The 21,888-nt window shown below is 64.3% G+C and carries 21 protein-coding genes; 4 read left to right on the forward strand and 17 right to left on the reverse strand.

What is annotated here, in order from left to right; genetic code table 11:
• Positions 1 to 96 precede the first annotated feature (96 nt).
• From deoC to maiA, 4 genes are read left to right on the forward strand one after another with little or no spacing between them, the layout of a single operon-like run.
• Positions 97 to 1,113 carry a deoxyribose-phosphate aldolase gene (gene deoC / locus ALII_RS0102805; RefSeq protein ID WP_024585818.1) on the forward strand — a complete coding sequence of 339 codons (1,017 nt, stop codon included), beginning with the start codon at positions 97 to 99 and terminating at the stop codon, positions 1,111 to 1,113.
• Between the two features lie 25 nt (positions 1,114 to 1,138).
• Entirely contained in the window at positions 1,139 to 3,502 is a 2,364-nt protein-coding gene (locus tag ALII_RS0102810) for an aldehyde dehydrogenase family protein (RefSeq protein WP_024585819.1), read from the forward strand.
• A gap of 16 nt (positions 3,503 to 3,518) precedes the next feature.
• Positions 3,519 to 3,986: a homoprotocatechuate degradation operon regulator HpaR gene (gene hpaR / locus ALII_RS0102815; RefSeq protein WP_029660145.1), complete on the forward strand. Its 468-nt coding sequence runs from the start codon at positions 3,519 to 3,521 to the stop codon at positions 3,984 to 3,986.
• Positions 3,983 to 4,633: a maleylacetoacetate isomerase gene (gene maiA, locus ALII_RS0102820; RefSeq protein WP_024585821.1), complete on the forward strand. Its 651-nt coding sequence runs from the start codon at positions 3,983 to 3,985 to the stop codon at positions 4,631 to 4,633. The genes hpaR and maiA overlap by 4 nt, the downstream gene beginning before the upstream one ends.
• 1 nt (position 4,634) lies before the next feature.
• On the opposite strand, the gene ALII_RS22610 is transcribed toward maiA, so the two are convergent.
• The 17 genes from ALII_RS22610 to nuoG form a co-directional block, all read right to left on the reverse strand.
• Positions 4,635 to 4,775: a hypothetical protein gene (locus ALII_RS22610; RefSeq protein WP_161632228.1), complete on the reverse strand. Its 141-nt coding sequence runs from the start codon at positions 4,773 to 4,775 to the stop codon at positions 4,635 to 4,637.
• A gap of 100 nt (positions 4,776 to 4,875) precedes the next feature.
• Complete coding sequence (locus ALII_RS0102830; protein WP_024585822.1) at positions 4,876 to 5,565, reverse strand: ABC transporter ATP-binding protein; 690 nt, start codon at positions 5,563 to 5,565, stop codon at positions 4,876 to 4,878.
• Positions 5,565 to 6,845: a lipoprotein-releasing ABC transporter permease subunit gene (locus ALII_RS0102835; RefSeq protein ID WP_024585823.1), complete on the reverse strand. Its 1,281-nt coding sequence runs from the start codon at positions 6,843 to 6,845 to the stop codon at positions 5,565 to 5,567. The genes ALII_RS0102830 and ALII_RS0102835 overlap by 1 nt, the downstream gene beginning before the upstream one ends.
• Positions 6,842 to 8,170 carry a proline--tRNA ligase gene (proS, locus tag ALII_RS0102840; RefSeq protein ID WP_024585824.1) on the reverse strand — a complete coding sequence of 443 codons (1,329 nt, stop codon included), beginning with the start codon at positions 8,168 to 8,170 and terminating at the stop codon, positions 6,842 to 6,844. Before proS ends, ALII_RS0102835 begins: the two co-directional genes overlap by 4 nt.
• Before the next feature lie 411 nt (positions 8,171 to 8,581).
• The gene (locus ALII_RS0102845; protein WP_024585825.1) at positions 8,582 to 8,848 is read right to left on the reverse strand and encodes a DUF1467 family protein; all 267 of its coding nucleotides are present in this window, start codon (positions 8,846 to 8,848) and stop codon (positions 8,582 to 8,584) included.
• Positions 8,849 to 8,951: 103 nt separating this feature from the next.
• A complete protein-coding gene (gene mce, locus ALII_RS0102850; RefSeq protein WP_024585826.1) occupies positions 8,952 to 9,356 on the reverse strand; it encodes a methylmalonyl-CoA epimerase in 405 nt (134 codons plus the stop codon).
• A 150-nt stretch (positions 9,357 to 9,506) separates the two neighbouring features.
• A complete protein-coding gene (locus ALII_RS0102855; protein ID WP_024585827.1) occupies positions 9,507 to 11,174 on the reverse strand; it encodes a ribonuclease J in 1,668 nt (555 codons plus the stop codon).
• The gene (locus tag ALII_RS0102860; protein WP_024585828.1) at positions 11,174 to 12,016 is read right to left on the reverse strand and encodes a biotin--[acetyl-CoA-carboxylase] ligase; all 843 of its coding nucleotides are present in this window, start codon (positions 12,014 to 12,016) and stop codon (positions 11,174 to 11,176) included. The genes ALII_RS0102855 and ALII_RS0102860 overlap by 1 nt, the downstream gene beginning before the upstream one ends.
• A 4-nt stretch (positions 12,017 to 12,020) precedes the next feature.
• A complete protein-coding gene (gene nuoN, locus ALII_RS0102865; RefSeq protein ID WP_024585829.1) occupies positions 12,021 to 13,457 on the reverse strand; it encodes an NADH-quinone oxidoreductase subunit NuoN in 1,437 nt (478 codons plus the stop codon).
• 15 nt (positions 13,458 to 13,472) lie between these two features.
• Complete coding sequence (locus ALII_RS0102870; protein WP_024585830.1) at positions 13,473 to 15,002, reverse strand: NADH-quinone oxidoreductase subunit M; 1,530 nt, start codon at positions 15,000 to 15,002, stop codon at positions 13,473 to 13,475.
• Entirely contained in the window at positions 15,002 to 16,987 is a 1,986-nt protein-coding gene (gene nuoL, locus ALII_RS0102875) for an NADH-quinone oxidoreductase subunit L (protein ID WP_024585831.1), read from the reverse strand. The genes ALII_RS0102870 and nuoL overlap by 1 nt, the downstream gene beginning before the upstream one ends.
• A 7-nt stretch (positions 16,988 to 16,994) precedes the next feature.
• Positions 16,995 to 17,303 (reverse strand): NADH-quinone oxidoreductase subunit NuoK, encoded by a 309-nt coding sequence (nuoK, locus tag ALII_RS0102880; protein WP_024585832.1) that lies wholly within the window; start codon positions 17,301 to 17,303, stop codon positions 16,995 to 16,997.
• Positions 17,303 to 17,923 carry an NADH-quinone oxidoreductase subunit J gene (locus tag ALII_RS0102885; protein ID WP_024585833.1) on the reverse strand — a complete coding sequence of 207 codons (621 nt, stop codon included), beginning with the start codon at positions 17,921 to 17,923 and terminating at the stop codon, positions 17,303 to 17,305. Before ALII_RS0102885 ends, nuoK begins: the two co-directional genes overlap by 1 nt.
• Before the next feature lie 114 nt (positions 17,924 to 18,037).
• Positions 18,038 to 18,529 carry an NADH-quinone oxidoreductase subunit NuoI gene (nuoI, locus tag ALII_RS0102890; protein ID WP_024585834.1) on the reverse strand — a complete coding sequence of 164 codons (492 nt, stop codon included), beginning with the start codon at positions 18,527 to 18,529 and terminating at the stop codon, positions 18,038 to 18,040.
• A gap of 2 nt (positions 18,530 to 18,531) precedes the next feature.
• Positions 18,532 to 18,723 (reverse strand): hypothetical protein, encoded by a 192-nt coding sequence (locus tag ALII_RS0102895; RefSeq protein WP_024585835.1) that lies wholly within the window; start codon positions 18,721 to 18,723, stop codon positions 18,532 to 18,534.
• Complete coding sequence (nuoH, locus tag ALII_RS0102900) at positions 18,720 to 19,769, reverse strand: NADH-quinone oxidoreductase subunit NuoH (protein WP_024585836.1); 1,050 nt, start codon at positions 19,767 to 19,769, stop codon at positions 18,720 to 18,722. The genes ALII_RS0102895 and nuoH overlap by 4 nt, the downstream gene beginning before the upstream one ends.
• A 10-nt stretch (positions 19,770 to 19,779) precedes the next feature.
• Positions 19,780 to 21,861 (reverse strand): NADH-quinone oxidoreductase subunit NuoG, encoded by a 2,082-nt coding sequence (nuoG, locus tag ALII_RS0102905; protein ID WP_024585837.1) that lies wholly within the window; start codon positions 21,859 to 21,861, stop codon positions 19,780 to 19,782.
• Positions 21,862 to 21,888 lie beyond the last annotated feature (27 nt).

Below are 21,888 nucleotides of genomic sequence, written 5' to 3' on the forward strand. Positions count from 1 at the left end.
AAACAATCCGGAGGCGGCGTATTGCGGTCCAGCATTCCACTTGGCGCGGTTTCGTGCGATATCGTGCGGGACAAGACGAACTGGAAAACAAGAACAATGACGGCAAAGCTCCAGGCCGCCACCCTGCACCATCTTCCCTCTGCCGGCGCAGCCAGTGACGGGCTCAAGCGCAATCCCGGCCAGCCGCTCGATCTTGGCTGGCTCGAGGCGATGCGCCACGTCAACAAGAGCGCGCTCGAACGCCGCGTCCAGACGCTGACCAAGCGCCGCTCGATCAAGGCTGACAATCAGGCCGCATGGCTTCTCAGATCGATTTCGCTGATGGACCTGACGACGCTTTCGAGCGACGACACGCCGGACCGCGTCAAACGGCTTTGCGCCAAGGCGCTCAATCCGCTGCGCGCGGATCTGGTGGCGGGCCTCGGCCTCACCGACCGGCCCATCCGCCCGGCCGCGGTCTGCGTCTACCATCCCTTCGTCGCGACGGCGGTCGCGGCACTCGAGGGCAGCGGCATCCATGTCGCGGCCGTATCCACCGCCTTCCCGCACGGCCTTGCGCCGCTCGAGACGCGGCTTGCCGAAGTCCGCGCCTCGGTCGCCGACGGTGCCGACGAGATCGACATCGTCATCCCGCGCGGCCTCGTCTTCGGCGCCCGCTGGCAGGAACTCTATGACGAGATCGCCGCCTTCCGCGAAGCCTGCGGCGAGGCGCATCTGAAGGTCATCCTCGGCACCGGCGACCTTGCCACGCTGCGCAACGTCATGCTCGCCTCGATGGTGGCGATGATGGCCGGCGCCGATTTCATCAAGACCTCGACCGGCAAGGAAAGCGTCAACGCGACGCTGCCCGTCGGCCTCGTCATGGTCCGCGCGATCCGCGAATATTACGAGCGAACCGGCCTCTTCATCGGTTTCAAGCCGGCGGGCGGCATCTCCACCGCCAAGGCCTCGCTCGACTGGCTGGTCCTGATGCGCGAGGAGCTCGGCCGGCGCTGGCTGGAGCCGGATCTCTTCCGCTTCGGCGCATCGAGCCTTCTGACCGACATCGAGCGCCAGCTCGAACATCACCTGACCGGGCGCTACTCCGCCGCCCACCGTCACGCCATGGCCTGACGGCCGAAACCCGGAAGCTTGAGTCGTGAACATTCTGGAACGTTATGACGCCATGGAATATGGCCCCGCCCCCGAATCCCGCTCGGAAGCCGACCGCTGGCTGGCCGCGCGGGATCTGGCCGCATCGCTCTTCATCAACGGCGATTGGGTAAAGCCGGCCTCCGGCAAGACCTTCGAGACCCGCGAGCCCGCTTCGGGCAAGCTGCTCGCCACGCTCGGCGAGGCGGGCGCTGCCGATATCGACGCCGCCGTTGCGGCCGCCCGCAAGGCGCTGCCGAAATGGCAGGCGCTTTCGGGTTATGAGCGCGCGCGTCACCTCTATGCCATCGGCCGCGCGATGCAACGCCATGCACGGCTCTTCGCGGTGCTGGAATCGCTCGACAATGGCAAGCCGATCCGCGAAAGCCGCGACATCGACGTTCCGTTGGCAATCCGCCACTTCATCCATCACGCCGGCTGGGCGCAGGCGCTCGACAAGGAATTTCCCGGTCACAAGGCCGCAGGCGTCGCGGGCCAGATCATCCCCTGGAACTTCCCCCTCCTGATGCTCGGCTGGAAGATCGCGCCGGCGCTCGCCGCCGGCTGCACGGTCGTCCTCAAGCCAGCCGAATTCACGCCGCTCACCGCAATCCTGTTCGCCGAAATCTGCGCCCGCGTCGGCCTGCCCAAGGGCGTCGTCAACATCGTCCAGGGCGGGCCGGAAGCCGGCGCGGCAATCGTCGACCATGCCGACATCGACAAGATCGCCTTCACCGGCTCGTCCGAGGTCGGCAAGATCATCCGCAAGGCGACCGCCGGCACCGGCAAGAAATTGTCGCTCGAACTTGGCGGCAAGTCGGCCTTCATCGTCTTCGAGGATGCCGATCTCGATTCCGCCGTCGAAGGGCTGGTCGACGGCATCTGGTTCAACCAGGGCCAGGTCTGCTGCGCCGGCTCGCGCCTCCTCGTGCAGGAAGGCATCGCCGATCGCTTCGTCGAGAAGGTCAAGGCGCGGATGGGCAAGCTTCGGCTTGGCGATCCGCTGGACAAGAACACCGATATCGGCCCGCTCGTCGACAGGACGCAGTTGGAGCGTGTGCGCCGTCTCGTCGCGCAGGGCGCGTCCGAAGGCGCGATCTGCTGGCAGCCGGACTGCGCGGTTCCGACCGAGGGCCACTACCACCTGCCGGTTCTCGCCACCAATCTCGCACCCGCCAACGTCCTGGCGCAGGAGGAGGTGTTCGGCCCCGTTCTCGCCGCGATGACCTTCCGCACGACCGACGAAGCGGTGTCGATCGCCAACAACACCCGCTACGGCCTTGCCGCATCGATCTGGAGCGAGAATATCAACCTCGCGCTCGACGCTGCCCCCAAGCTCAAGGCCGGCGTCGTCTGGATCAACGGCACCAACATGTTCGATGCCGCCTGCGGCTTCGGCGGCTACCGCGAGAGCGGCTTCGGCCGTGAAGGCGGGCGCGAGGGCTTGGCGGAATATCTCGTCGCGCCCATGGCGAAATCGGCCGATCTCGCGCCGGCCAAGCCCGTCGAGCCCACTTCGGCCGCCGATGGCGTCGGCATCGACCGCACGGCCAAGCTCTATATCGGCGGCAAGCAGGTCCGGCCGGACGGCGCCTATTCGATGCCGGTCACCGGCGCCAAGGGACGGCTCGCCGGCGAAGTCGGCATCGGCAGCCGCAAGGACATCCGCGACGCGGTTTCCGCCGCCCACGCCGCCAAGGGTTGGGCGGCCGCCACCGGCTACAATCGCGCGCAGGTGCTCTATTTCTTCGCCGAAAATCTCGATGCCCGCGCCGGCGAATTCGCCGCGCGCATCACCGATCTCACCGGCGCATCTGCCCGCGCATCGCGCGCCGAGGTCGACCTGTCGGTCGAGCGCCTCTTCGCGCTCGCCGGCCTGGCCGACAAATATGAGGGCCGGGTCCACCAGCCCCCTGCCCGCGCGGTGACGCTCGCCCTTCACGAACCGGTCGGCGTCATCGGCGTCGTCGCCTCCGACGACCAGCCGCTTCTCGGCCTGATCTCGCTGATCGCGCCGGCGTTGACCATGGGCAACAGCGTCGTCGCCGTGCCGTCCGCCCGCCACGCGCTCGTCGCGACCGACCTCTATCAGGTCATGGAAACCTCCGACCTGCCGGCCGGCGCGGTCAACATCGTCACCGGCCCGGCCCGCGACCTCGCCAAGGTTCTGGCGATGCACGACGATGTCGACGGGCTCTGGGTGGTGGCCGACAAAGACACATGCCGGACGGCGGAAGCTGAATCCGTCGGCAATCTCAAACGGGTGTGGACATCGAATGGAAAGTCCGTCGACTGGTCGGTACAGCCGCACGATCTTCTCCTGCCGCGCGCGGTCGAGGTGAAGAATGTCTGGGTTCCGTATGGCGACTGAAACCGGGAAGCGAGCGATGGGCAAGGAAAACGGCGTTCTGGAAGATACGTTGCTGCCGCGCGACACATCGCGCTCCCTTCCCCTCTCGCTGCTGCGCGCGCGCGAAGCCGTCATGGTCCGTTTTCGACCATTGCTGGCCGTTCATGACCTGACCGAGCAGCAATGGCGCGTCATCCGCATCCTCGGCGAAACGAGCCCGCTCGACGCGACCGAGGTCGCGGAACGGGCATGCGTCCTCGCTCCCAGCCTGACCCGGATCATCAAGTCGCTCGAAGAGCGCGGCATCATCCGGCGCGAACGCGACCATGCGGATGCGCGCCGCACTCTGCTCAGCCTCAACCAGGCCGGGTTCGACCTCATCCGCGATGTGACTCCGCAAAGCGTCGCGATCTACTCGGTTCTCGAAGCCCGCTACGGCCGCGAAAAGACCGAGCATCTGATCGACATGCTGAACGAACTGGCGGCGATGAAGGACGGCGCATGAGCCGGGTCGTCCTGCACAATTATTTCCGATCCTCCACCTCCTATCGCGTCCGCATCGCGCTCAATCTCAAGGGCGTCGACTACGACTACGTCGCGCACCATCTGCGCCACGGCGAACACCGCGACCCGGCCTTTCTGGCCGTCAATGCGCAAGGATTGGTTCCGGCGCTGGTCTGGTCGGACGGCACGGTTCTCACGCAGTCGCTGGCGATCTGCGAATTTCTCGACGAAGTGATCCCGCAGCCCGCGCTTCTTCCCGCCGACCCCGCCGGCCGCGCCCGGGTTCGGGCGATCGCGCAGATGATCGCATGCGAAATCCATCCGGTGAACAATCTGCGTGTCCTCAACGCGCTCCGCGCGCGCTACGGCGCCGACGACGCTGGCGTCGCCGACTGGTTCCGGCATTGGGTCAACGAAACATTCGCGCCGCTCGAGGCGATGCTCGCGGCGAGCCCGCAGACGGGACGCTTCTGCCATGGGGACGAGCCGGGCCTGGCGGATATCTGCCTCGTCGCGCAGGTCGCAAACAATGCACGCTTCAATGTCGACATGACGCCATATCCGACCATTTCGCGCATTCGCGACGCGTGCATGGAACGGGCCGCCTTTGCAGACACTGCGCCTGCCCGGCAGCCCGACGCCGAATAGGTCAGTGGGCGGATGTCGCCGCGACTGGGGGATTGATCAGAGCAAGCCGCGCCATGGGGTCCGCCTGCACGTCGCCGAAGAAGTAGAACGATCCTGCCACGAGCGCGCCGATCAGCGCGGTGGAGATAAACCTGCCTGCCATTTTCTTATGTCCCGCTGGCGCCGGAGCGCCGTCCCTTCAAGGGACAAATGGCCGGGCTGGGGGATCGTTCCCTTCCCGGCACAATTTTCACGGGTATCGATCAGGCGACGACTTCGACGACCTTGCCTTCGGCCAGCGTGACGCGCCGGTCCATGCGGGACGCGAGTTCGTGGTTGTGCGTGGCGATCAGCGCTGACAGGCCCGACTGGCGCACGAGCGCTTCGAGCGCGTCGAAAACGTAGCCTGCCGTCGCCGGGTCGAGGTTTCCGGTCGGCTCGTCCGCCAGCAGAAGCCGAGGCGCGTTGGCGACCGCGCGGGCAATCGCCACACGCTGCTGTTCGCCGCCTGACAGTTCGGCCGGACGATGCGTACCGCGATGCCCGATCTTCATGTAGTCGAGAAGCTGGGCCGCACGCTCCGAGGCTTCCTTCGATTTCAAACCGCGAACGAGTTGCGGCATCATGATGTTCTCGAGCGCCGAGAACTCCGGGAGCAAGTGGTGGAACTGGTAGACGAAGCCGATCTCGTTGCGGCGGATCGCCGTGCGGTCGTCATCCGACAATTGCCCGCACTCCTGCCCGTTCAGCACGACGTCGCCGGAGTTCGGCCGTTCGAGCAGGCCGGCCGTGTGGAGCAGCGTCGACTTGCCGGCGCCGGACGGCGCAACAAGCGCGACCATCTCGCCTTGTCCGATCGTGAAGTCGGCGCCCTTCAGGATGACGAGCTTGCCCGCCGCATCCTCATAGAAGCGCTCGACACCCTTGAGCTGCAATACGGTCTTCGCCGCCATCATTCGTACCTCAGCGCATCGACCGGATCGAGCTTGGCAGCCCGCCATGCGGGAAAGAGCGTCGCCAGGAATGATAGCGCGAGCGCCATCAGGACCACGGAGACGGTTTCGGCGATGTCCATGCGCGCCGGCAACTGGCTCAGGAAATAGAGCTCCGGGTTGAAGATCGTCGTGCCCGAGAGCCAGGAGAAGAACTGGCGGATCGATTCGACGTTGAGGCAGACGACCACGCCGAGAACGACCCCGGCGATCGTGCCCACCACGCCGATGGCCGCGCCCGTCATGAAGAAGATCCGCATCACCGCGCCGCTCGTCGCGCCCATCGTGCGCAGGATCGCGATATCGCGCCCCTTGTCCTTCACCAGCATGAAGAGGCCGGAGATGATGTTGAGCGCGGCGACGAGCACGATCAGCGTCAGGATCATGAACATCACGTTGCGCTCGACCTGCAGCGCGGAGAAGAAGGTCTGGTTGCGCTGACGCCAGTCGGTCAGGAAGACCGGCCGCATCGCCGCGTCCTCGATCGCGGGCCGCAACTGGTCGACTGCATCGGGGTTGTCGACGAAGACCTCGATCGACTGCGCGACGCCATCCGAATTGAAGAAAAGCTGCGCCTCCTCGATCGGCATGAACACCACCGACGCGTCATATTCCGACATGCCGAGCTGGAAGACCGCGATGACGGGGTAGGACTTGACGCGCGGCGTCGTGCCGAACGGAGTCACGTCGCCGTCGGCGGACGCGAAGGTGATCGGATCGCCGACCGTGATGCCGAGAGCCTCGGCCATGCGGCTGCCGATCGCAACGCCCTGGTCGCCTGCAAAACCTTCGAGCGAGCCCTGCTGGATGTTGCCGGACACGCTGTCCATCTTGGCAAGGTCCTCGGCGCGCACGCCGCGGATCAGCGCGCCCGTTCCCGCCGTACGGCGCCCCGAGGCGAGCACCTGCCCGTCGACATGCGGGATCGCATAGCGCACACCGGCAATGCCGTTGAAGCGCGCTGCGATCTCCTCATAATCGTCGAGCCCGCTCTCGATCGGCTGGACGACGAGATGGCCGTTGATGCCGAGAATGCGGTCGAGCAGTTCGGCGCGGAACCCGTTCATCACCGCCATGACGATGATCAGCGTCGCGACGCCCAGCATGATGCCGATGAAGGAGATCATCGAGATGACCGAGATCACCGTTTCCTTGCGCTTGGAGCGCAGATAGCGCCACGCGACCATGCGCTCGAAGGCCGAAAACGGCCCGGCGCCCTTCTTCGACACCGCTTCGCTCATGCGGTAGCTCCCAGTTCGCGCACGACCGCATCGAGGGACACGGTGCGGCGCTCGCCGGTCTTGCGGTTCTTGATCTCGGCCTCGTTGGCGGCGACGCCGCGCGGGCCGACGATCACCTGCCAGGGCAGGCCGATCAGGTCGGCGGTGGCGAACTTACCGCCGGCACGGCTGTCCGTGTCGTCATAGAGCACATCGCGGCCCGACGCGCCGAGCTCGGCATGGAGCCGGTCGCAGGCCGCGTCGCAGGCGGCATCGCCCGACTTCATGTTGATCAGGCCGACATCGAACGGCGCGACGGCGTCCGGCCAGATGATGCCGTTCTCGTCGTGGCTCGCCTCGATGATGCCGGCGACGAGGCGCGACGGGCCGATGCCGTAGGAGCCCATCGAAACGAAATGCTCCTTGCCGTCCGGTCCCTGCACCTTGGCGCCCATGGGCTTCGAGTATTTCTCGCCGAAGTGGAAGATGTGGCCGACCTCGATGCCCCGCGCGGCGAGCTTGTCACCGTCGCCGACGGCGTTCCACGCGCCCTCGTCGTGCATCTCCTCGGTCGCCGCATAGGGCGTCGTCCAGCGCTGCACGATCTCGGCCATCGCCGCGTCGTCGCGAAAATCGGTGTCGGCGCCCGGCACGGTCAGGTCGAGATAGGCCTTGTCGCAGAAGACCTGGCTCTCGCCGGTCTCGGCCAGAATGATGAATTCGTGCGAAAGGTCGCCGCCGATCGGGCCGGTGTCGGCGCGCATCGGAATCGCCTTCATGCCGACGCGCGTGAAGGTGCGCAGGTAGGAAACGAACATGCGGTTATACGCCGCCTTCGAGGCTTCGTAGTCGATGTCGAACGAATAGGCGTCCTTCATCAGGAACTCGCGCGAGCGCATGACACCGAAGCGCGGGCGCACCTCGTCGCGGAACTTCCACTGGATGTGGTAGAGGTTGAGCGGCAGGTCCTTGTAGGACTTGACGTAGGAGCGGAAAATTTCCGTCACCATCTCCTCATTGGTCGGGCCGTAGAGAAGATCGCGGTTCTGGCGATCCTTGATGCGCAGCATCTCCTTGCCGTAGTCGTCGTACCGGCCGCTTTCGCGCCAAAGCTCGGCGGACTGGATGGTCGGCATCAGGATTTCGTGCGCGCCGGCCCGGTCCTGTTCCTCGCGGATGATCCGGTTGACCTTGTCGAGCACGCGCTTGCCCAGCGGCAGCCAGGTGAACGAGCCCTGCCCCTGCTGGCGGATCATGCCGGCACGCAGCATCAGCCGGTGCGAAACGATCTCGGCCTCGCGGGGGTTTTCCTTCAGGATGGGAAGAAAGTACTGCGACAAACGCATCAAGGACGTCCATTGAGAAAGAGAGAAGCGCGGAATCAAACGGCCGAACTGAGCCACGATCGCCCGCGCTTCATAGCCATTTCAGCGCCCCTTGAAAACCCGGGCGATGACGACACGCGACGGGCCCCGCACGTGCCGGAATTTTGTGCATTGCAGCACAAAATGCGGGCTTACAGCGCGAGAATTAAGGTGACATCGGTGCGACGATTGGTCTAGTCTCACCGTCATAACAGAGAAGGCGAGCATTTTATTTCGCTTTCCGACGCGGTCAAAGTCTTGGGAGGATGCGATCCTGGCGCGATTAACCCGCTGCCGCCTGTAACTGGAATGGATCGGACGCGTTCAAATTTGCAAGGCCTCGTGCCTTGCATTTTTTTTGGGCATCGAAATTAATCGATACTTGTCACGTCGTCAGGCGCCGGGCCCGATTCTGGGAATGTCGTCGAAGCTCCATCCGAATACGGACGTCGCCAGGTAGAAGGCGCCATAGATCAGTGCCGAGACGATGGTCGTGCGGATAACGGCTTTCAGCATGTGAGATCCCGCCGGCGCACTTGCCGTGGTGCCCAAGGTGACGTCCCCGTCTTCGTCCTGCGTGCGCAGGCCAAAGGGCAGCATCGCGAACAGCACCGTCCACCAGATGATGAAATAGACCGCGAAAGCGGAAATCCAGGTCATAGGTCGTCCTCATGCGGATCGCCGGCAACGGCCGCGATCATCGGTGCCGCCTCCCCTAGCCGAACTGCACCCTTGCGCAAACGTGTCGCTTGGTCGCGCGCCGTCAGACCTGTTCGAGTTCGACCAGCGTTCCCATGAAATCCTTGGGATGCAGGAAGATCACCGGCTTGCCATGGGCGCCGATCTTCGGCTCGCCGTCGCCCAGCACACGCGCGCCGGAGGCCTTCATGCGGTCGCGCGCGGCAAGAATGTCGTCCACCTCGTAGCACACGTGATGCATGCCACCCGACGGGTTCTTGTCGATGAAGGTCTGGATGCTCGACCCTTCGCCCAAGGGTTCCAGAAGCTCGATCTTGGTGTTCCCGACATCGACGAAGACCACCGTCACCCCATGCTCCGGCAGCGCCTGCGGCTCGGACACCCTCCCCCCCAGCGTATCACGGTAAAGCGCCGTCGCGGCGGCAAGGTCCGGCACGGCGAGGGCTACGTGGTTGAGGCGTCCAAGCATCGGCTCTCCCCTTGGTGAATGGTGAATGGTGAATGGTGAATGGTGAATGGTCGAACTGGAAGGGAACCATAGCGGTGTCAAGCGCGCCGCCGGCTCCCATTCACCATTCACTATTCACCATTCACCGCGATTCACCATTCACCGCCTGTCTCAGCGCGTGACGAACACCGTCACGATCGGCTTCTTGCCCCAGGCGTCATTCGCGGCCGAACGCACGGCGCGGCGCGCCGCCTCGGACACCATATCGAGATCCTTGCGGCGCTGGCGTGGGATGCTTTCCACCGCACCGATCGCCGCGTCCAACATGATGTCCTCGAGCGCTTCGCCCTTGGCATCCGTCTCGGCGACGCCGATGGCGACGATGTCGGGCTCGCCCGCCATCTCGTAGCGATCGTCGAGGACGACGTTGAGGACGACATGACCGGCGAAGGCCAGCTTGCGCCGGTCGCGCACGCCGACTTCCTGCTCGGTGCCGATGATGCGGCCATCCTTCATCAGGCGGCCGAAGGGCACGGTGCCGACGATCTCGGCCGCGCCCGGCGCAAGGCGGATCATGTCGCCATTGCGCACCTGCGCGACTTCCGGAATGCCCGCACTCGCGCCGAGCGCGCCCTGCGCCACCAGATGCGCTGCTTCGCCGTGCACCGGCACGAGGATGCGCGGCTTGACCCAGGAATACATCTTCAGGAGTTCGCTGCGGCGCGGATGCCCCGAGACGTGGACCAGCGCGTCTCCGTCCTCGACGATCTTGATGCCCTGCTCGATAAGCTGGTTCTTGATCTCGAGAATCGCCTTTTCATTGCCGGGAATGACGCGCGAGGAAAAGACCACCGTGTCGCCGGCCGTCAGCGCGACATGCTTCATCTCGTCGCGCGCAAGCTTGGCGAGTGCGGCGCGCGGCTCGCCCTGGCTGCCGGTGCACAGCACGACCACGTTCTCGCGCGGGATGTAGCCGTAGTCCTCTTCCTGCAGGAAGGGCGGCAGGCCGTCGAGATAGCCGAGTTCGCCGGCGACGTCGATAACGCGCTTCAGCGAGCGTCCGAGCACGAGCACCTGGCGCCCCGTGTCGCGCGCAGCCTCCGCGATCGAGACGATGCGGCCGACATTCGACGAGAAGGTCGTGATCGCGACGCGGCCGACTGACTTTTCGATGACGCCGCGGATGCCTTCGCTGACGGCTTGCTCGGATGGCGAATCGCCCTCGCGCATGGCATTGGTCGAATCGCAGATCAGCGCCGTCACACCCTCTTCGCCGATCTGGCGGAAGCGGTTCTCGTCGGTCATCGGCGGCAGGTTGGGGGCCGGGTCGAGCTTCCAGTCGCCGGTATGGACGACCGTTCCGACCGGCGTGCGGATCGCCAGCGAAACCGGCTCGGGGATCGAGTGCGTCACGGCGACGGCCTCGATCTCGAACGGGCCGATCTTGAAGCGCTCGCCCGCCTTGTAGATGTTGACCGGCGGCTTGACGCGCACATTGTCCGAAATGCGCTTGGCCTCCAGCATCGCCGCCGAGAACGGCGTCATCCAGACGGGCGCTTTCAGCTTCGGCCAGGTGTCGAGCAGCGCGCCGTAGTGATCCTCATGCGCGTGCGTGATGACGATGCCGCGCAACCGGTCGATCTGGCTTTCGATGAAGCGCGTGTCCGGCAGCACCAAATCGACGCCGGGCAGCGTCGGGTCCGGGAACGTCACGCCGACATCCACCACCAGCCATTCGCGCTTGGCCGCCGGCCCGAAGCCGTAGAGCGCGAAGTTCATCCCGATTTCACCGACCCCGCCAAGCGGGCAAAAGACGAGTTCGTTCTTGTCGTCTGCCATCAATCTCCTGCTTTCTCGTCTAGACTTGCGGAAGCGACGGCGCCGAAATGAACGTCGCCGGCCGCGATCCTGATTGTGTTTCCGTCATTTTCCCGGATGACGAACCGGCATTCCTCATCGATCGTCTCGAAGCGGCCGCGCACCACGCGTCCTTCCGCGCGCACCGCCACCTCCGATCCGAGACCCGCCGCCTTGGCGAGCCATTTTTCCCTGATGGCGCCAAGGCCGCGACCCTCGCGCCACAAACGCTCATTGTCGATCCACGCGTCGGACAGCGCCAGAAACAGCGTTTCGGCGTCGCAATCCGCACCGAGATCCTTCAGCGATGTTGCCGGATAAGGTGTTCCTTGCGGCGAGGATATCACGTTGACGCCAATACCGATGACCAACCCATAATTGTCGCCATCGAGCATGACCGATTCCAGCAATATACCCGAAAGCTTGGCGCCATGCGCAAGCACGTCGTTCGGCCATTTGAGCTCGAACCGCCCGCCTTGTGCAGCCGAGCCGCCATCAACGCCTACGGATATACGCGCCGCCGGAACGACTGCATCGAGTGCGTCGGCCAGCGAAAGCCCCGCGACAAAGCCAAGCGAGGCGGCATGTCTGAGTGGCACCTTCGGCCGAAGCATCAATGTCGACGACAGATTGCCGGGCGGTGTCACCCATGGACGCCCGCGCCGCCCCTTGCCACCCTGCTGGTTGGCCGAAACAACCCACAGCGGCGCGGCGGCACCGCCAGTTGCACGCTCGAGCGCAGTCGTGTTGGTCGACACGACCGTCTCGTGGACTTCCAGCGAATATCCGGCAGCGAGCGCCGAAGGTGCAAGCGCGAATGCCATGCCGTCAGAAGAAGCTGCGCGCGGCGGCCTCGGCCATGGTGCCGATCGGGCCGCCGATCAGCACGTAGAACAGAACGAACGCGCCGGACGCGCCGAGGACGAGGCGCAGTTCGCCCGCCATCGGCACGAAACCACCCGCCGGCTCGTCGAACCACATCAGCTTGATGATGCGCAGATAGTAGTAGGCGCCGACGACAGAGGCGATGACGCCGATGATCGCCAGCGGATAGAGCTGCGCTTCGATCGCGGCGAGGAAGACGTACCACTTGCCCCAGAAGCCTGCGAGCGGCGGGATGCCGGCGAGCGAGAACATCAGGATCGTCAGCAGCGTCGCCATGACGGGATTGGTCGAGGACAGGCCCGCCAGTTCGTCGATCTGTTCGACATGGCCGTCCTTGCGGCGCATGGCGAGGATGAAGGCGAAGGTGCCGAGCGTCATGGCGAGATAGATCAGCATGTAGATCGCCACGCCGCGCACGCCTGCCTGGCTGTTCGCGGCAAGGCCGACCAGCGCGAAGCCCATATGGGCGATCGACGAATAGGCCATCAGGCGCTTGATGTTGCGCTGGCCGATCGCGGCGAAGGCGCCGAGCGCCATCGAGGCGATCGAAATGAAGACGATGATCTGCTGCCAGTCCGGCGCGACCGGCTGGAATGCACCGACCGTGACGCGCACCAGAAGCGCCATGGCGGCGATCTTGGGCGCGGCGGCGAAGAAGGCCGTCACCGGCGTCGGCGCGCCTTCATAGACGTCCGGCGTCCACATGTGGAACGGGACGGCAGAGATCTTGAAGGCAAGGCCTGCGAGTACGAAGACGAGACCGAAGACGAGACCGAGCGAGCGTTCGCCACCGGACAGCGCGGCCGCGATCTCGGTGAAGCCGGTATTGCCCGTATAGCCGTAAACCAGCGAGATGCCGTAGAGCAGCATGCCCGAGGACAGCGCGCCGAGGACGAAGTATTTCAGGCCGGCTTCCGTCGAGCGAACATTGTCGCGGTTGAAGGCGGCGACGACGTAGAGCGCGAGCGACTGCAGTTCGAGGCCCATATAGAGCGTCAGCATGTCGTTTGCCGACACCATGACCATCATGCCGAGCGTCGCCAGCATGATCAGGACGGGATATTCGAACTTGTCGAACTTCTCCGCCTTGGCGAAGCCGACCGACATGACCAGCGTCACGACGGCGCCGATGACGGTCAGCACCTTCATGAACCGGGAGAACGTGTCGGCGACGAACGCGCCCGCGAAGCCCTCGCCATAGTCCGAGAAGAGCAGCATCCACGCGCCGACGCCGATCAGCACCGCGACGGCAAGTCCCGTCACCGTCATGTTTGCGCGCGGCCCCGAAAAGACGCCGATCATCAGGAGAACCATGGCGCCGACCGCCATGATGATCTCCGGCGTGACGAGGGCGAGGCTCTGGGACAGGTCTAGGGTCATGGTCTTTTCCGCGCCTTACTGCTGCGCTGCGGTCTGAAGGCCGTCGGCCGCGGCAGCTTCCGCCGCTTCGATCGACAGGTTCACATTGTTGACGAGCGCCTCCACCGAGGCGGCGGTCACGTCGAGGATCGGGGCCGGGTAGACGCCGAAGAGGATGACGAGCGCGACGAGCGGATAGATGATCGCCTTCTCGCGTCCCGACAGGTCGAGCAGCCCCTTGAGGCTCTCCTTGGTCAGCGCACCGTAGATGACGCGGCGATAGAGCCACAGCGCATAGGCGGCCGACAGGATCACGCCGAGCGTCGCGACGAGTGCCACCAGCGTATTGACCTGGAACACGCCGAGCAGCGTCAGGAACTCACCGACGAAGCCGGACGTGCCTGGCAGACCGACATTCGCCATCGTCAGGATCAGGAACACCACCGCATATTTCGGCATGTTGTTGACGAGGCCGCCATAGGCGGAAATCTCGCGGGTGTGCATCCGGTCGTAGACGACGCCGACGCACAGGAACAGCGCGCCCGAGACGAGACCGTGGCTGAGCATCTGGAAGATGCCGCCCTGGATGCCTTCCGGGTTCATCGCGAAGATGCCCATTGTCACGTAGCCCATATGGGCCACCGACGAATAGGCGATCAGCTTCTTGATATCTTCCTGCATCAGCGCGACGAGCGAGGTGTAGACGATCGCGATCGCCGACAGCCAGAAGATCAGCGGCTGGAAGTAGATCGACGCATCCGTGAACATCGGCAGCGAGAAACGCAGGAAGCCGTAGCCGCCCATCTTCAAAAGGACGGCGGCGAGGATCACCGAACCGGCCGTCGGCGCTTCGACATGCGCGTCGGGGAGCCAGGTATGGACCGGCCACATCGGCATCTTCACCGCGAAGGAGGCGAAGAAGGCGAGCCACAGCCATTGCTGCATGCCGACGGGGAAGTCGTGCGTCATCAGCGTCGGGATGTCGGTGGTGCCGGCTTCCCAGAACATCGCCATGATGGCGAGCATCATCAGGACCGAGCCGAGGAGCGTGTAGAGGAAGAACTTGAACGAGGCATAGACGCGCCGCTTGCCGCCCCACACGCCGATGATGATGAACATCGGAATCAGCACGGCTTCGAAGAAGACGTAGAAGAGCACGAGATCGAGCGCGCAGAAGACGCCGATCATCAGCGTTTCCAGGATCAGGAACGCGATCATGTATTCCTTGATGCGCTTCTCGATCGCGTGCCACGAGGCCAGGATGCAGATTGGCATCAGGAAGGTCGTCAGGATGACGAACAGCATCGAAATGCCATCGACGCCCAGATGATAGGAAATGCCCGAATCGAGCCAGTCCACCTTCTCGACCATCTGGAAGCCGGGATCGGCATTGTCGAAACCGAGCCAGATGAAGATCGAGAGCAGGAAGGTGAAGACGGTCGTCAGGAGCGCGACGTTGCGGATGTTGCGCCGCGCGGAATTCCCCTCGTCCCGGATCAGGAGGATCAGGAACGCGCCGACCAGCGGCAGGAAGGTGACCGTGGAAAGAATGGGCCAGTCGGTCATCAGAAGGAGCTCCCGAGCATCATCCACGTGACGAGCGCGGCGATGCCAATCATCATGGCGAAGGCGTAGTGGTAGAGGTAGCCGGTCTGCAGCTTGACGACGCGGTTGGTGACATCGACGACGCGCGCGGAGATGCCGTCAGGCCCAAGCCCGTCGATCACCTTGCCGTCACCGGTCTTCCACAGGAAGCGGCCGAGACGCATGGCGGGACGCACGAACAGGAAGTCGTAGAGCTCGTCGAAATACCACTTGTTCAACAGGAACTGGTAGAGGCCGTGATGGCGCGCTGCCAGTTCACGCGGCTTTTCGGGCGAGCGGATGTAGAACTCGTAGGCCGTCAGGAAGCCGATGACCATGGCGAGGAACGGCGACGCCTTCACCCAGAACGGGACTTCGTGGAATTCGTGGAGAATGTGGTTCTCCTCGGCCATGAAGATCGCGCCCTTCCAGAAGGCATCGTAGCTGTCGCCGACGAAGACGCCGTAGAAGAGCACGCCCGCAAACAACGCGCCGACGGCTAGGATGTAGAGCGGCACCAGCATGACCGGCGGCGATTCATGCACGTGGTGCATGACGTCGGCGGTCGCCCGCGGCTTGCCGTGGAAGGTCATGAAGATTAGGCGCCACGAATAGAAGCTGGTGAAGACGGCGGCGATGACGAGCAGCACGAAGGCGGGACCGGCGAACGCGTTGTGCGCGGCAAATGCGCCCTCGACGATCGCGTCCTTGGAGAAGAAGCCGGCGGTACCGATCATGGTCGCGGGAATGCCCACGCCCGTCAGCGCGATCGTGCCGATGATCATCATCCAGTAGGTGCGGGGGATGAGCCGGCGCAGACCGCCCATGCGGCGCATGTCCTGCTCGTCCGAGACGGCGTGGATGACGGAGCCCGACCCCAGGAACAGCAGCGCCTTGAAGAAGGCGTGCGTGAACAGGTGGAAGATCGCAGCGGCGTAGAAGCCGGTGCCGATCGCCACGAACATGTAGCCGAGCTGCGAACAGGTCGAATAGGCGATGACGCGCTTGATGTCGTTCTGGACGAGGCCGACGGTCGCGGCGAAGAAGGCCGTGATCGCGCCGATGAAGGTGACGACGAGCAGTGCGGTGTGGCTGAGCTCGAACACCGGCGACAGGCGCGACAGCATGAAGACGCCGGCGGTGACCATGGTGGCGGCATGGATCAGCGCGGAGACCGGCGTCGGGCCTTCCATCGCGTCCGGCAGCCAAGTGTGCAGCGGAACCTGCGCCGACTTGCCCATCGCGCCCATGAAGAGCAGCAGGCAGATGACGGTGACGGCAGTCGTCTGTTTGAGGCCATAGCCGAGGAAGTTCAGCACCACCGGCCCGGCTTCTGCACCCTCGACCGGCGCCATCGTGGCGGCAGTTGCGAAGATGGTGTCGAAATTGACCGAGCCGAACAGCACGAACAGCCCGAAAATGCCGAGCAGGAAGCCGAAATCGCCGACACGGTTGACGACGAAGGCCTTGATCGCAGCCGCGTTCGCCGACGGCTTCTTGTACCAGAAACCGATCAGCAGATAGGACGCGAGGCCGACGCCTTCCCAGCCGAAGAACATCTGGATCAGATTGTCCGACGTCACCAGCATGAGCATGGCGAAGGTGAAGAGCGACAGGTATGCGAAGAAGCGCGGCCGATGCGGGTCGTGGTGCATGTAGCCGATCGAATAGATGTGGACGAGCGCCGACACCGTGTTCACAACGACGAGCATCACCGCCGTCAGCGTGTCGATCCTCAGCGCCCAGGACACGTCCAGCGCGCCCGACTGGATGAAGCGCAGCACCGGTACGGTGAAGCTTTCCGTGTCGCCGAGCGCGACCTGGAAGAACGCGACCCAGGACAGGACCGCCGAGATCACCAGGAAACCGGACGTCACATATTCCGACGCCTTGGCACCGATCGCGCGGCCACCGAGGCCCGCGATCAGGAAGCCGAGAAGCGGAAGAAAGACGATGGCGTGATACATGAGCCCCTCAGCCCTTCATCAGATTGACGTCTTCGACCGCGATCGAGCCACGGTTGCGGAAGAAGACGACGAGAATTGCAAGACCGATGGCGGCTTCCGCCGCGGCGACCGTCAGGATGAACAGCGCGAACACCTGGCCGACCATGTCGCCCAGCGCGGCGGAGAACGCGACGAAATTGATGTTGACGGCGAGCAGGATCAGCTCGACCGACATCAGGATGACGATGACGTTCTTGCGGTTCAGGAAGATGCCGAAGACGCCGAGCGTGAAGAGCAGCGCCGAGACGGTCAGATAATGCGCGATGCCGATTTCCATCAAAGACCCCTGCCCGTTTCGACCTTCTTGACCTCGATCGCGGTTTCCGGCGTGCGTCGAACCTGCGTGGCGATGTCCTGCCGCTTGACGCCGGGCTTGTGGTGCAGCGTGAGGACGATCGCGCCGATCATGGCGACGAGCAGGATCAGCCCGGCGATCTGGAAGAAGTAGATGTAGTCCGTGTAGAGAATGTCGCCGAGCGCAGCCGTATTGTGGCGCGTTGCGGCGTCGGGAATGGGCTGCGCGATCTGCGCACCGATTTCAGGCGCGAACGCGTAGCCGCCGGCGACGATGATCAGCTCCGCCGCGAGAATGATGCCGACGAGCCCGCCCACCGGCGCATAGTGCAGCGCGCCGCGCTTCAGGCTGGCGAAGTCGACGTCCAGCATCATAACGACGAACAGGAACAGAACCGCCACGGCGCCGACATAAACGATGAGCAGGATCATCGCGAGGAACTCGGCGCCCGTCAAAAGGAACAGCCCGGCCGCGTTGAAGAAGGTCAGGATCAGATAAAGGACGGAATGCACGGGATTGCGGGACGCAATCACCATGAATGCCGCGCCCACCGCTATGAAGGCGAACACGTAGAAGAAGATCGCCTCTAGTCCTGTCAGCATGGGTTCCCCCGGATTTCATCGAAGGCCGGGCATCATCCCGGCATTGGCGTCGGCCTGCATCCGAAGCCGCGTGTCTCTTAGACGGAAGGTGTGCTTCCGTCCACTCTCCAAGCCTCAGCGATAGGGCGAGTCGATCGCGATGTTGCGCGCCAGTTCGCGCTCCCACCGGTCGCCATTCGCGAGCAGCTTGTCCTTGTCGTAATAGAGCTCCTCACGGGTCTCCGTGGCGAACTCGAAATTGGGCCCCTCGACGATGGCGTCGACCGGGCAGGCTTCCTGGCAAAAGCCGCAATAGATGCACTTCACCATATCGATGTCGTAGCGCACGGTGCGGCGCGTGCCGTCATTGCGACGCGGACCGGCCTCGATGGTGATGGCCTGCGCCGGGCAGATCGCCTCGCACAGCTTGCACGCGATGCAGCGCTCCTCGCCGTTCGGATAGCGGCGCAGCGCATGTTCGCCGCGAAAGCGCGCGCTCGTCGGCCCCTTCTCGAACGGATAGTTGAGCGTGCCCTTAGGCGCGAAGAACTGCCGCATCGACAGGAAAAAGGCCTTCACGAACTCCAGAAGGAGCAGCGATTTCGCGGCCTGGGCAAGAGCTGACATCTTCAGTCTCCGAACACGTACGGGGCTACGAAGTAGCCGATGACCGGGAGCAGCACCAACTGGGTGAACCCGGCAACATTGAGTGCGGTCTTCGTCTCGGCAAGATCGACGCGCGTGGCCAGAAGCCGCAGGAAGGCGAAATCGACGAGCGCGATTCCCAATCCCACGAGGCCTCCGATCAACGCGATGCTCATGCCGCCATCGCTTCCCACAATTTGATGAAGCTCGCGGTCGCGACGACCATGAAGAGCGAGATCGGCAGGAACACCTTCCAGCCAAGGCGCATCAACTGGTCGTAGCGGTAGCGCGGCACGAACGCCTTCACCATGGCGAACATGAAGAAGACGAAGCAGACTTTGATCAGGAACCAGATGACGCCCGGGACCCAGGTGAACGGCGCGAAGTCGAAGGGCGGCAGCCATCCACCGAGAAACAGGATCGTCGTCAGCGCGCACATCAGCACGATCGCGACATATTCGCCAAGGAAGAAGAGCAGGAACGGCGTCGAGGAATATTCGATCATGTGACCGGCGACGAGTTCCGATTCGGCTTCCACAAGGTCGAAGGGCGGCCGGTTCGTCTCGGCCAGGGCCGAGATGAAGAAGATCACGAACATCGGGAACAGCACGATGAAGTGCCAGTCCAGGAAAGAGCCCGGCAGTCCGAGCATCGTTCCGAGGCCGGTCTGCTGCGCCAATACGATGTGCGTCAGGTTCAACGAGCCGACGAGCAGCAGGACCGTGACGATGACGAAGCCGATCGAGACCTCGTAGGACACCATCTGCGCGGCCGAGCGCAGCGCGCCGAGAAACGGATACTTCGAGTTCGAGGCCCAGCCGCCCATCAGCACGCCGTAGACTTCAAGAGATGCGATGGCGAAGACGAACAGGATGCCGACATTGACGTCGGCGATCGCCCAGCCATTGGCGACCGGGATCACCGCCCAGGCCGATATCGCCAGAACAGCCGTCACCAGCGGGGCGAGCAGGAACACGCCCTTGTTGGCGCCGGACGGGATGACCGGCTCCTTGAAGACGAATTTCAACAGGTCGGCGAAGGCCTGCAAAAGGCCCCACGGACCAACGACGTTCGGGCCGCGGCGAAGCTGCACCGCCGCCCAGATTTTGCGGTCGGCATAAAGCAGATACGCGACGAGGATCAGAAGAACGACGATCAGCACGACAGACTGAAGCAGAATCAGCAGGCCGGGGCCGACATAGGTCGAGAAAAAAGTGTCCATTGCCCCTGCCCTACTCGGCTGCCTGCCTGAAACCGTCCCGGGCGAGCGCGGAGCACTCGGCCATCACGGCGGAAGCGCGCGCGATCGGGTTGGTCAGGTAGAAGTCCCTGATCGGCGACGAGAAAGCCGCCTTGTCGAAATCGGCCGTGCCGCTCTTCAGCGCCGAAACATGCGCCACGTCGCCCGCCGCGATCTCATCGATGGCAGCGAAATGCGGATACTCCGCATAAAGCGCGGCACGAAGCTGCGGCAGCGAATCGTAGGGCAGCTTGTGGCCGAGCACGTCGGAGAGAGCCCGCAGGATCGCCCAGTCCTCGCGGGCATCGCCCGGGGCGAAGCCGGCGCGGTTCGCCATCTGCACGCGCCCTTCCGTGTTGACGTAGGTGCCCGACTTTTCCGTATAGGTCGCGCCCGGCAGGATGACGTCGGCACGGTGCGCGCCAGCGTCGCCATGGCTGCCGATATAGACGGTGAAGGCCGAGCCGAGGCCGGCCATGTCGAACTCGTCCGCACCAAGCAGGAAGGCGACGTCGAGCGCGCCCATCATGCCGGCGACATCCTTGCCGCTTGTCCCCGGCACGAAGCCGAGGTCTAGCCCGCCAACGCGCGAGGCCGCATTGTGCAGGACGGCGAAGCCGTTCCACTCGGCGCTCGCCGCGCCCACGGATACGCCAAGTTCGGCCGCCAGCGCCAGCACCGCCGCGCCGTCGGCGCGTGCGATCGCACCCTGGCCGATGATGATCATCGGCCGAGCGGCATTCGACAGTACCTTGGCGAAGTCGAGATTGCCGGCGACGAGTTCACGCAGCGTCTCCGCGCCGCCGCCGATGCGCTCGGCATCATAGCGCAAATCGCCGATGTCGCCGACGACGCCGATCGGGAAGTTGCCCATTCGCCAGCGCTTGCGGATGCGCGCATTGAGCACCGATGCCTCGAAGCGCGGATTGGCGCCGATGATCAGGAGCGCGTCGGCATCCTCGATGCCTTCGATGGTTGGGTTGAAGACGTAGCTCGCGCGGCCATTGGCCGGATCGATCTTCGCGCCGTCCTGCCGGCAGTCGATATTGGCCGACCCGAGCGCGGTCATCAGGCCCTTCAGGGCATACATTTCCTCGACAGTCGCCAGATCACCCGCAATCGCGCCGATCCGGTCACCGGAGGTCTTCGCCACCGCGTCCTTGATTGCGCCGAAGGCTTCGCCCCAGCTTGCCGCCTGCAGCTTGCCGTTGCGGCGCACATAGGGGCGGTCGAGGCGCTGCGTCCTGAGGCCGTCCCAGATGAAGCGGGTCTTGTCGGAGATCCACTCCTCATTGATCGCCTCGTTGACGCGCGGCATGATGCGCATCACCTCGCGGCCGCGCGTATCGACGCGGATCGCCGAGCCGACGGCGTCCATCACGTCGATGGATTCCGTCTTGGTCAGTTCCCAGGGCCGCGCCTGGAAGGCGTAGGGCTTGGAGGTCAGCGCGCCGACCGGGCAAAGGTCGATGACGTTGCCCTGGAGTTCCGACGTCATCGCGTTTTCGAGATAGGTCGTGATCTCGGCGTCCTCGCCGCGACCGATCAGGCCGAGCTCCGAGATTCCAGCCACTTCCGTCGTGAACCTCACGCAACGCGTGCAGTGGATGCAGCGCGTCATGATCGTCTTGACGAGCGGTCCGATATACTTGTCTTCGACCGCGCGCTTGTTCTCGTGGTAGCGAGAGGCGTCGACGCCGAAGGCCATCGCCTGGTCCTGCAGGTCGCATTCGCCGCCCTGGTCGCAGATCGGGCAGTCGAGCGGATGGTTGATCAGCAGGAACTCCATCACGCCTTCGCGCGCCTTGCGCACCATCGGCGTGTTGGTGAAGATTTCCGGCGCTTCGCCGTTCGGGCCGGGGCGCAGGTCGCGCACGCCCATGGCGCAGGAGGCGGCGGGCTTCGGCGGTCCGCCCTTCACCTCGACGAGGCACATGCGGCAATTGCCGGCGATCGACAGGCGCTCGTGGAAACAGAAGCGCGGCACTTCCGCGCCCGCTTCCTCCGCCGCCTGAAGCAGCGTGTAGTGATCGGGAACCTCGATCTCTTTGCCGTCTACCTTGAGCTTCGCCATCTTGCCTCTAACCCCGGCGGCACCAGC

Source organism: Aliihoeflea sp. 2WW (assembly GCF_000497755.1).
Lineage (GTDB): Bacteria > Pseudomonadota > Alphaproteobacteria > Rhizobiales > Rhizobiaceae > Aliihoeflea.

Bases quoted from the DNA above. Each gene is read 5' to 3' on its own strand.
- nuoI (WP_024585834.1), bottom strand. From the start codon at position 18,529: ATGTCAGCTCTTGCCCAGGCCGCGAAATCGCTGCTCCTTCTGGAGTTC.
- ALII_RS0102870 (WP_024585830.1), bottom strand. From the start codon at position 15,002: ATGACCGACTGGCCCATTCTTTCCACGGTCACCTTCCTGCCGCTGGTC.
- mce (WP_024585826.1), bottom strand. From the start codon at position 9,356: ATGCTTGGACGCCTCAACCACGTAGCCCTCGCCGTGCCGGACCTTGCC.
- hpaR (WP_029660145.1), top strand. From the start codon at position 3,519: ATGGGCAAGGAAAACGGCGTTCTGGAAGATACGTTGCTGCCGCGCGAC.
- ALII_RS0102845 (WP_024585825.1), bottom strand. From the start codon at position 8,848: ATGACCTGGATTTCCGCTTTCGCGGTCTATTTCATCATCTGGTGGACG.
- nuoH (WP_024585836.1), bottom strand. From the start codon at position 19,769: ATGGACACTTTTTTCTCGACCTATGTCGGCCCCGGCCTGCTGATTCTG.
- ALII_RS0102895 (WP_024585835.1), bottom strand. From the start codon at position 18,723: ATGAGCATCGCGTTGATCGGAGGCCTCGTGGGATTGGGAATCGCGCTC.
- ALII_RS22610 (WP_161632228.1), bottom strand. From the start codon at position 4,775: ATGGCAGGCAGGTTTATCTCCACCGCGCTGATCGGCGCGCTCGTGGCA.
- ALII_RS0102830 (WP_024585822.1), bottom strand. From the start codon at position 5,565: ATGGCGGCGAAGACCGTATTGCAGCTCAAGGGTGTCGAGCGCTTCTAT.
- ALII_RS0102855 (WP_024585827.1), bottom strand. From the start codon at position 11,174: ATGGCAGACGACAAGAACGAACTCGTCTTTTGCCCGCTTGGCGGGGTC.
- nuoN (WP_024585829.1), bottom strand. From the start codon at position 13,457: ATGACCCTAGACCTGTCCCAGAGCCTCGCCCTCGTCACGCCGGAGATC.
- ALII_RS0102835 (WP_024585823.1), bottom strand. From the start codon at position 6,845: ATGAGCGAAGCGGTGTCGAAGAAGGGCGCCGGGCCGTTTTCGGCCTTC.
- nuoG (WP_024585837.1), bottom strand. From the start codon at position 21,861: ATGGCGAAGCTCAAGGTAGACGGCAAAGAGATCGAGGTTCCCGATCAC.
- ALII_RS0102860 (WP_024585828.1), bottom strand. From the start codon at position 12,016: ATGGCATTCGCGCTTGCACCTTCGGCGCTCGCTGCCGGATATTCGCTG.
- deoC (WP_024585818.1), top strand. From the start codon at position 97: ATGACGGCAAAGCTCCAGGCCGCCACCCTGCACCATCTTCCCTCTGCC.
- nuoL (WP_024585831.1), bottom strand. From the start codon at position 16,987: ATGTATCACGCCATCGTCTTTCTTCCGCTTCTCGGCTTCCTGATCGCG.
- ALII_RS0102885 (WP_024585833.1), bottom strand. From the start codon at position 17,923: ATGCTGACAGGACTAGAGGCGATCTTCTTCTACGTGTTCGCCTTCATA.
- proS (WP_024585824.1), bottom strand. From the start codon at position 8,170: ATGCGTTTGTCGCAGTACTTTCTTCCCATCCTGAAGGAAAACCCCCGC.
- maiA (WP_024585821.1), top strand. From the start codon at position 3,983: ATGAGCCGGGTCGTCCTGCACAATTATTTCCGATCCTCCACCTCCTAT.
- nuoK (WP_024585832.1), bottom strand. From the start codon at position 17,303: ATGGAAATCGGCATCGCGCATTATCTGACCGTCTCGGCGCTGCTCTTC.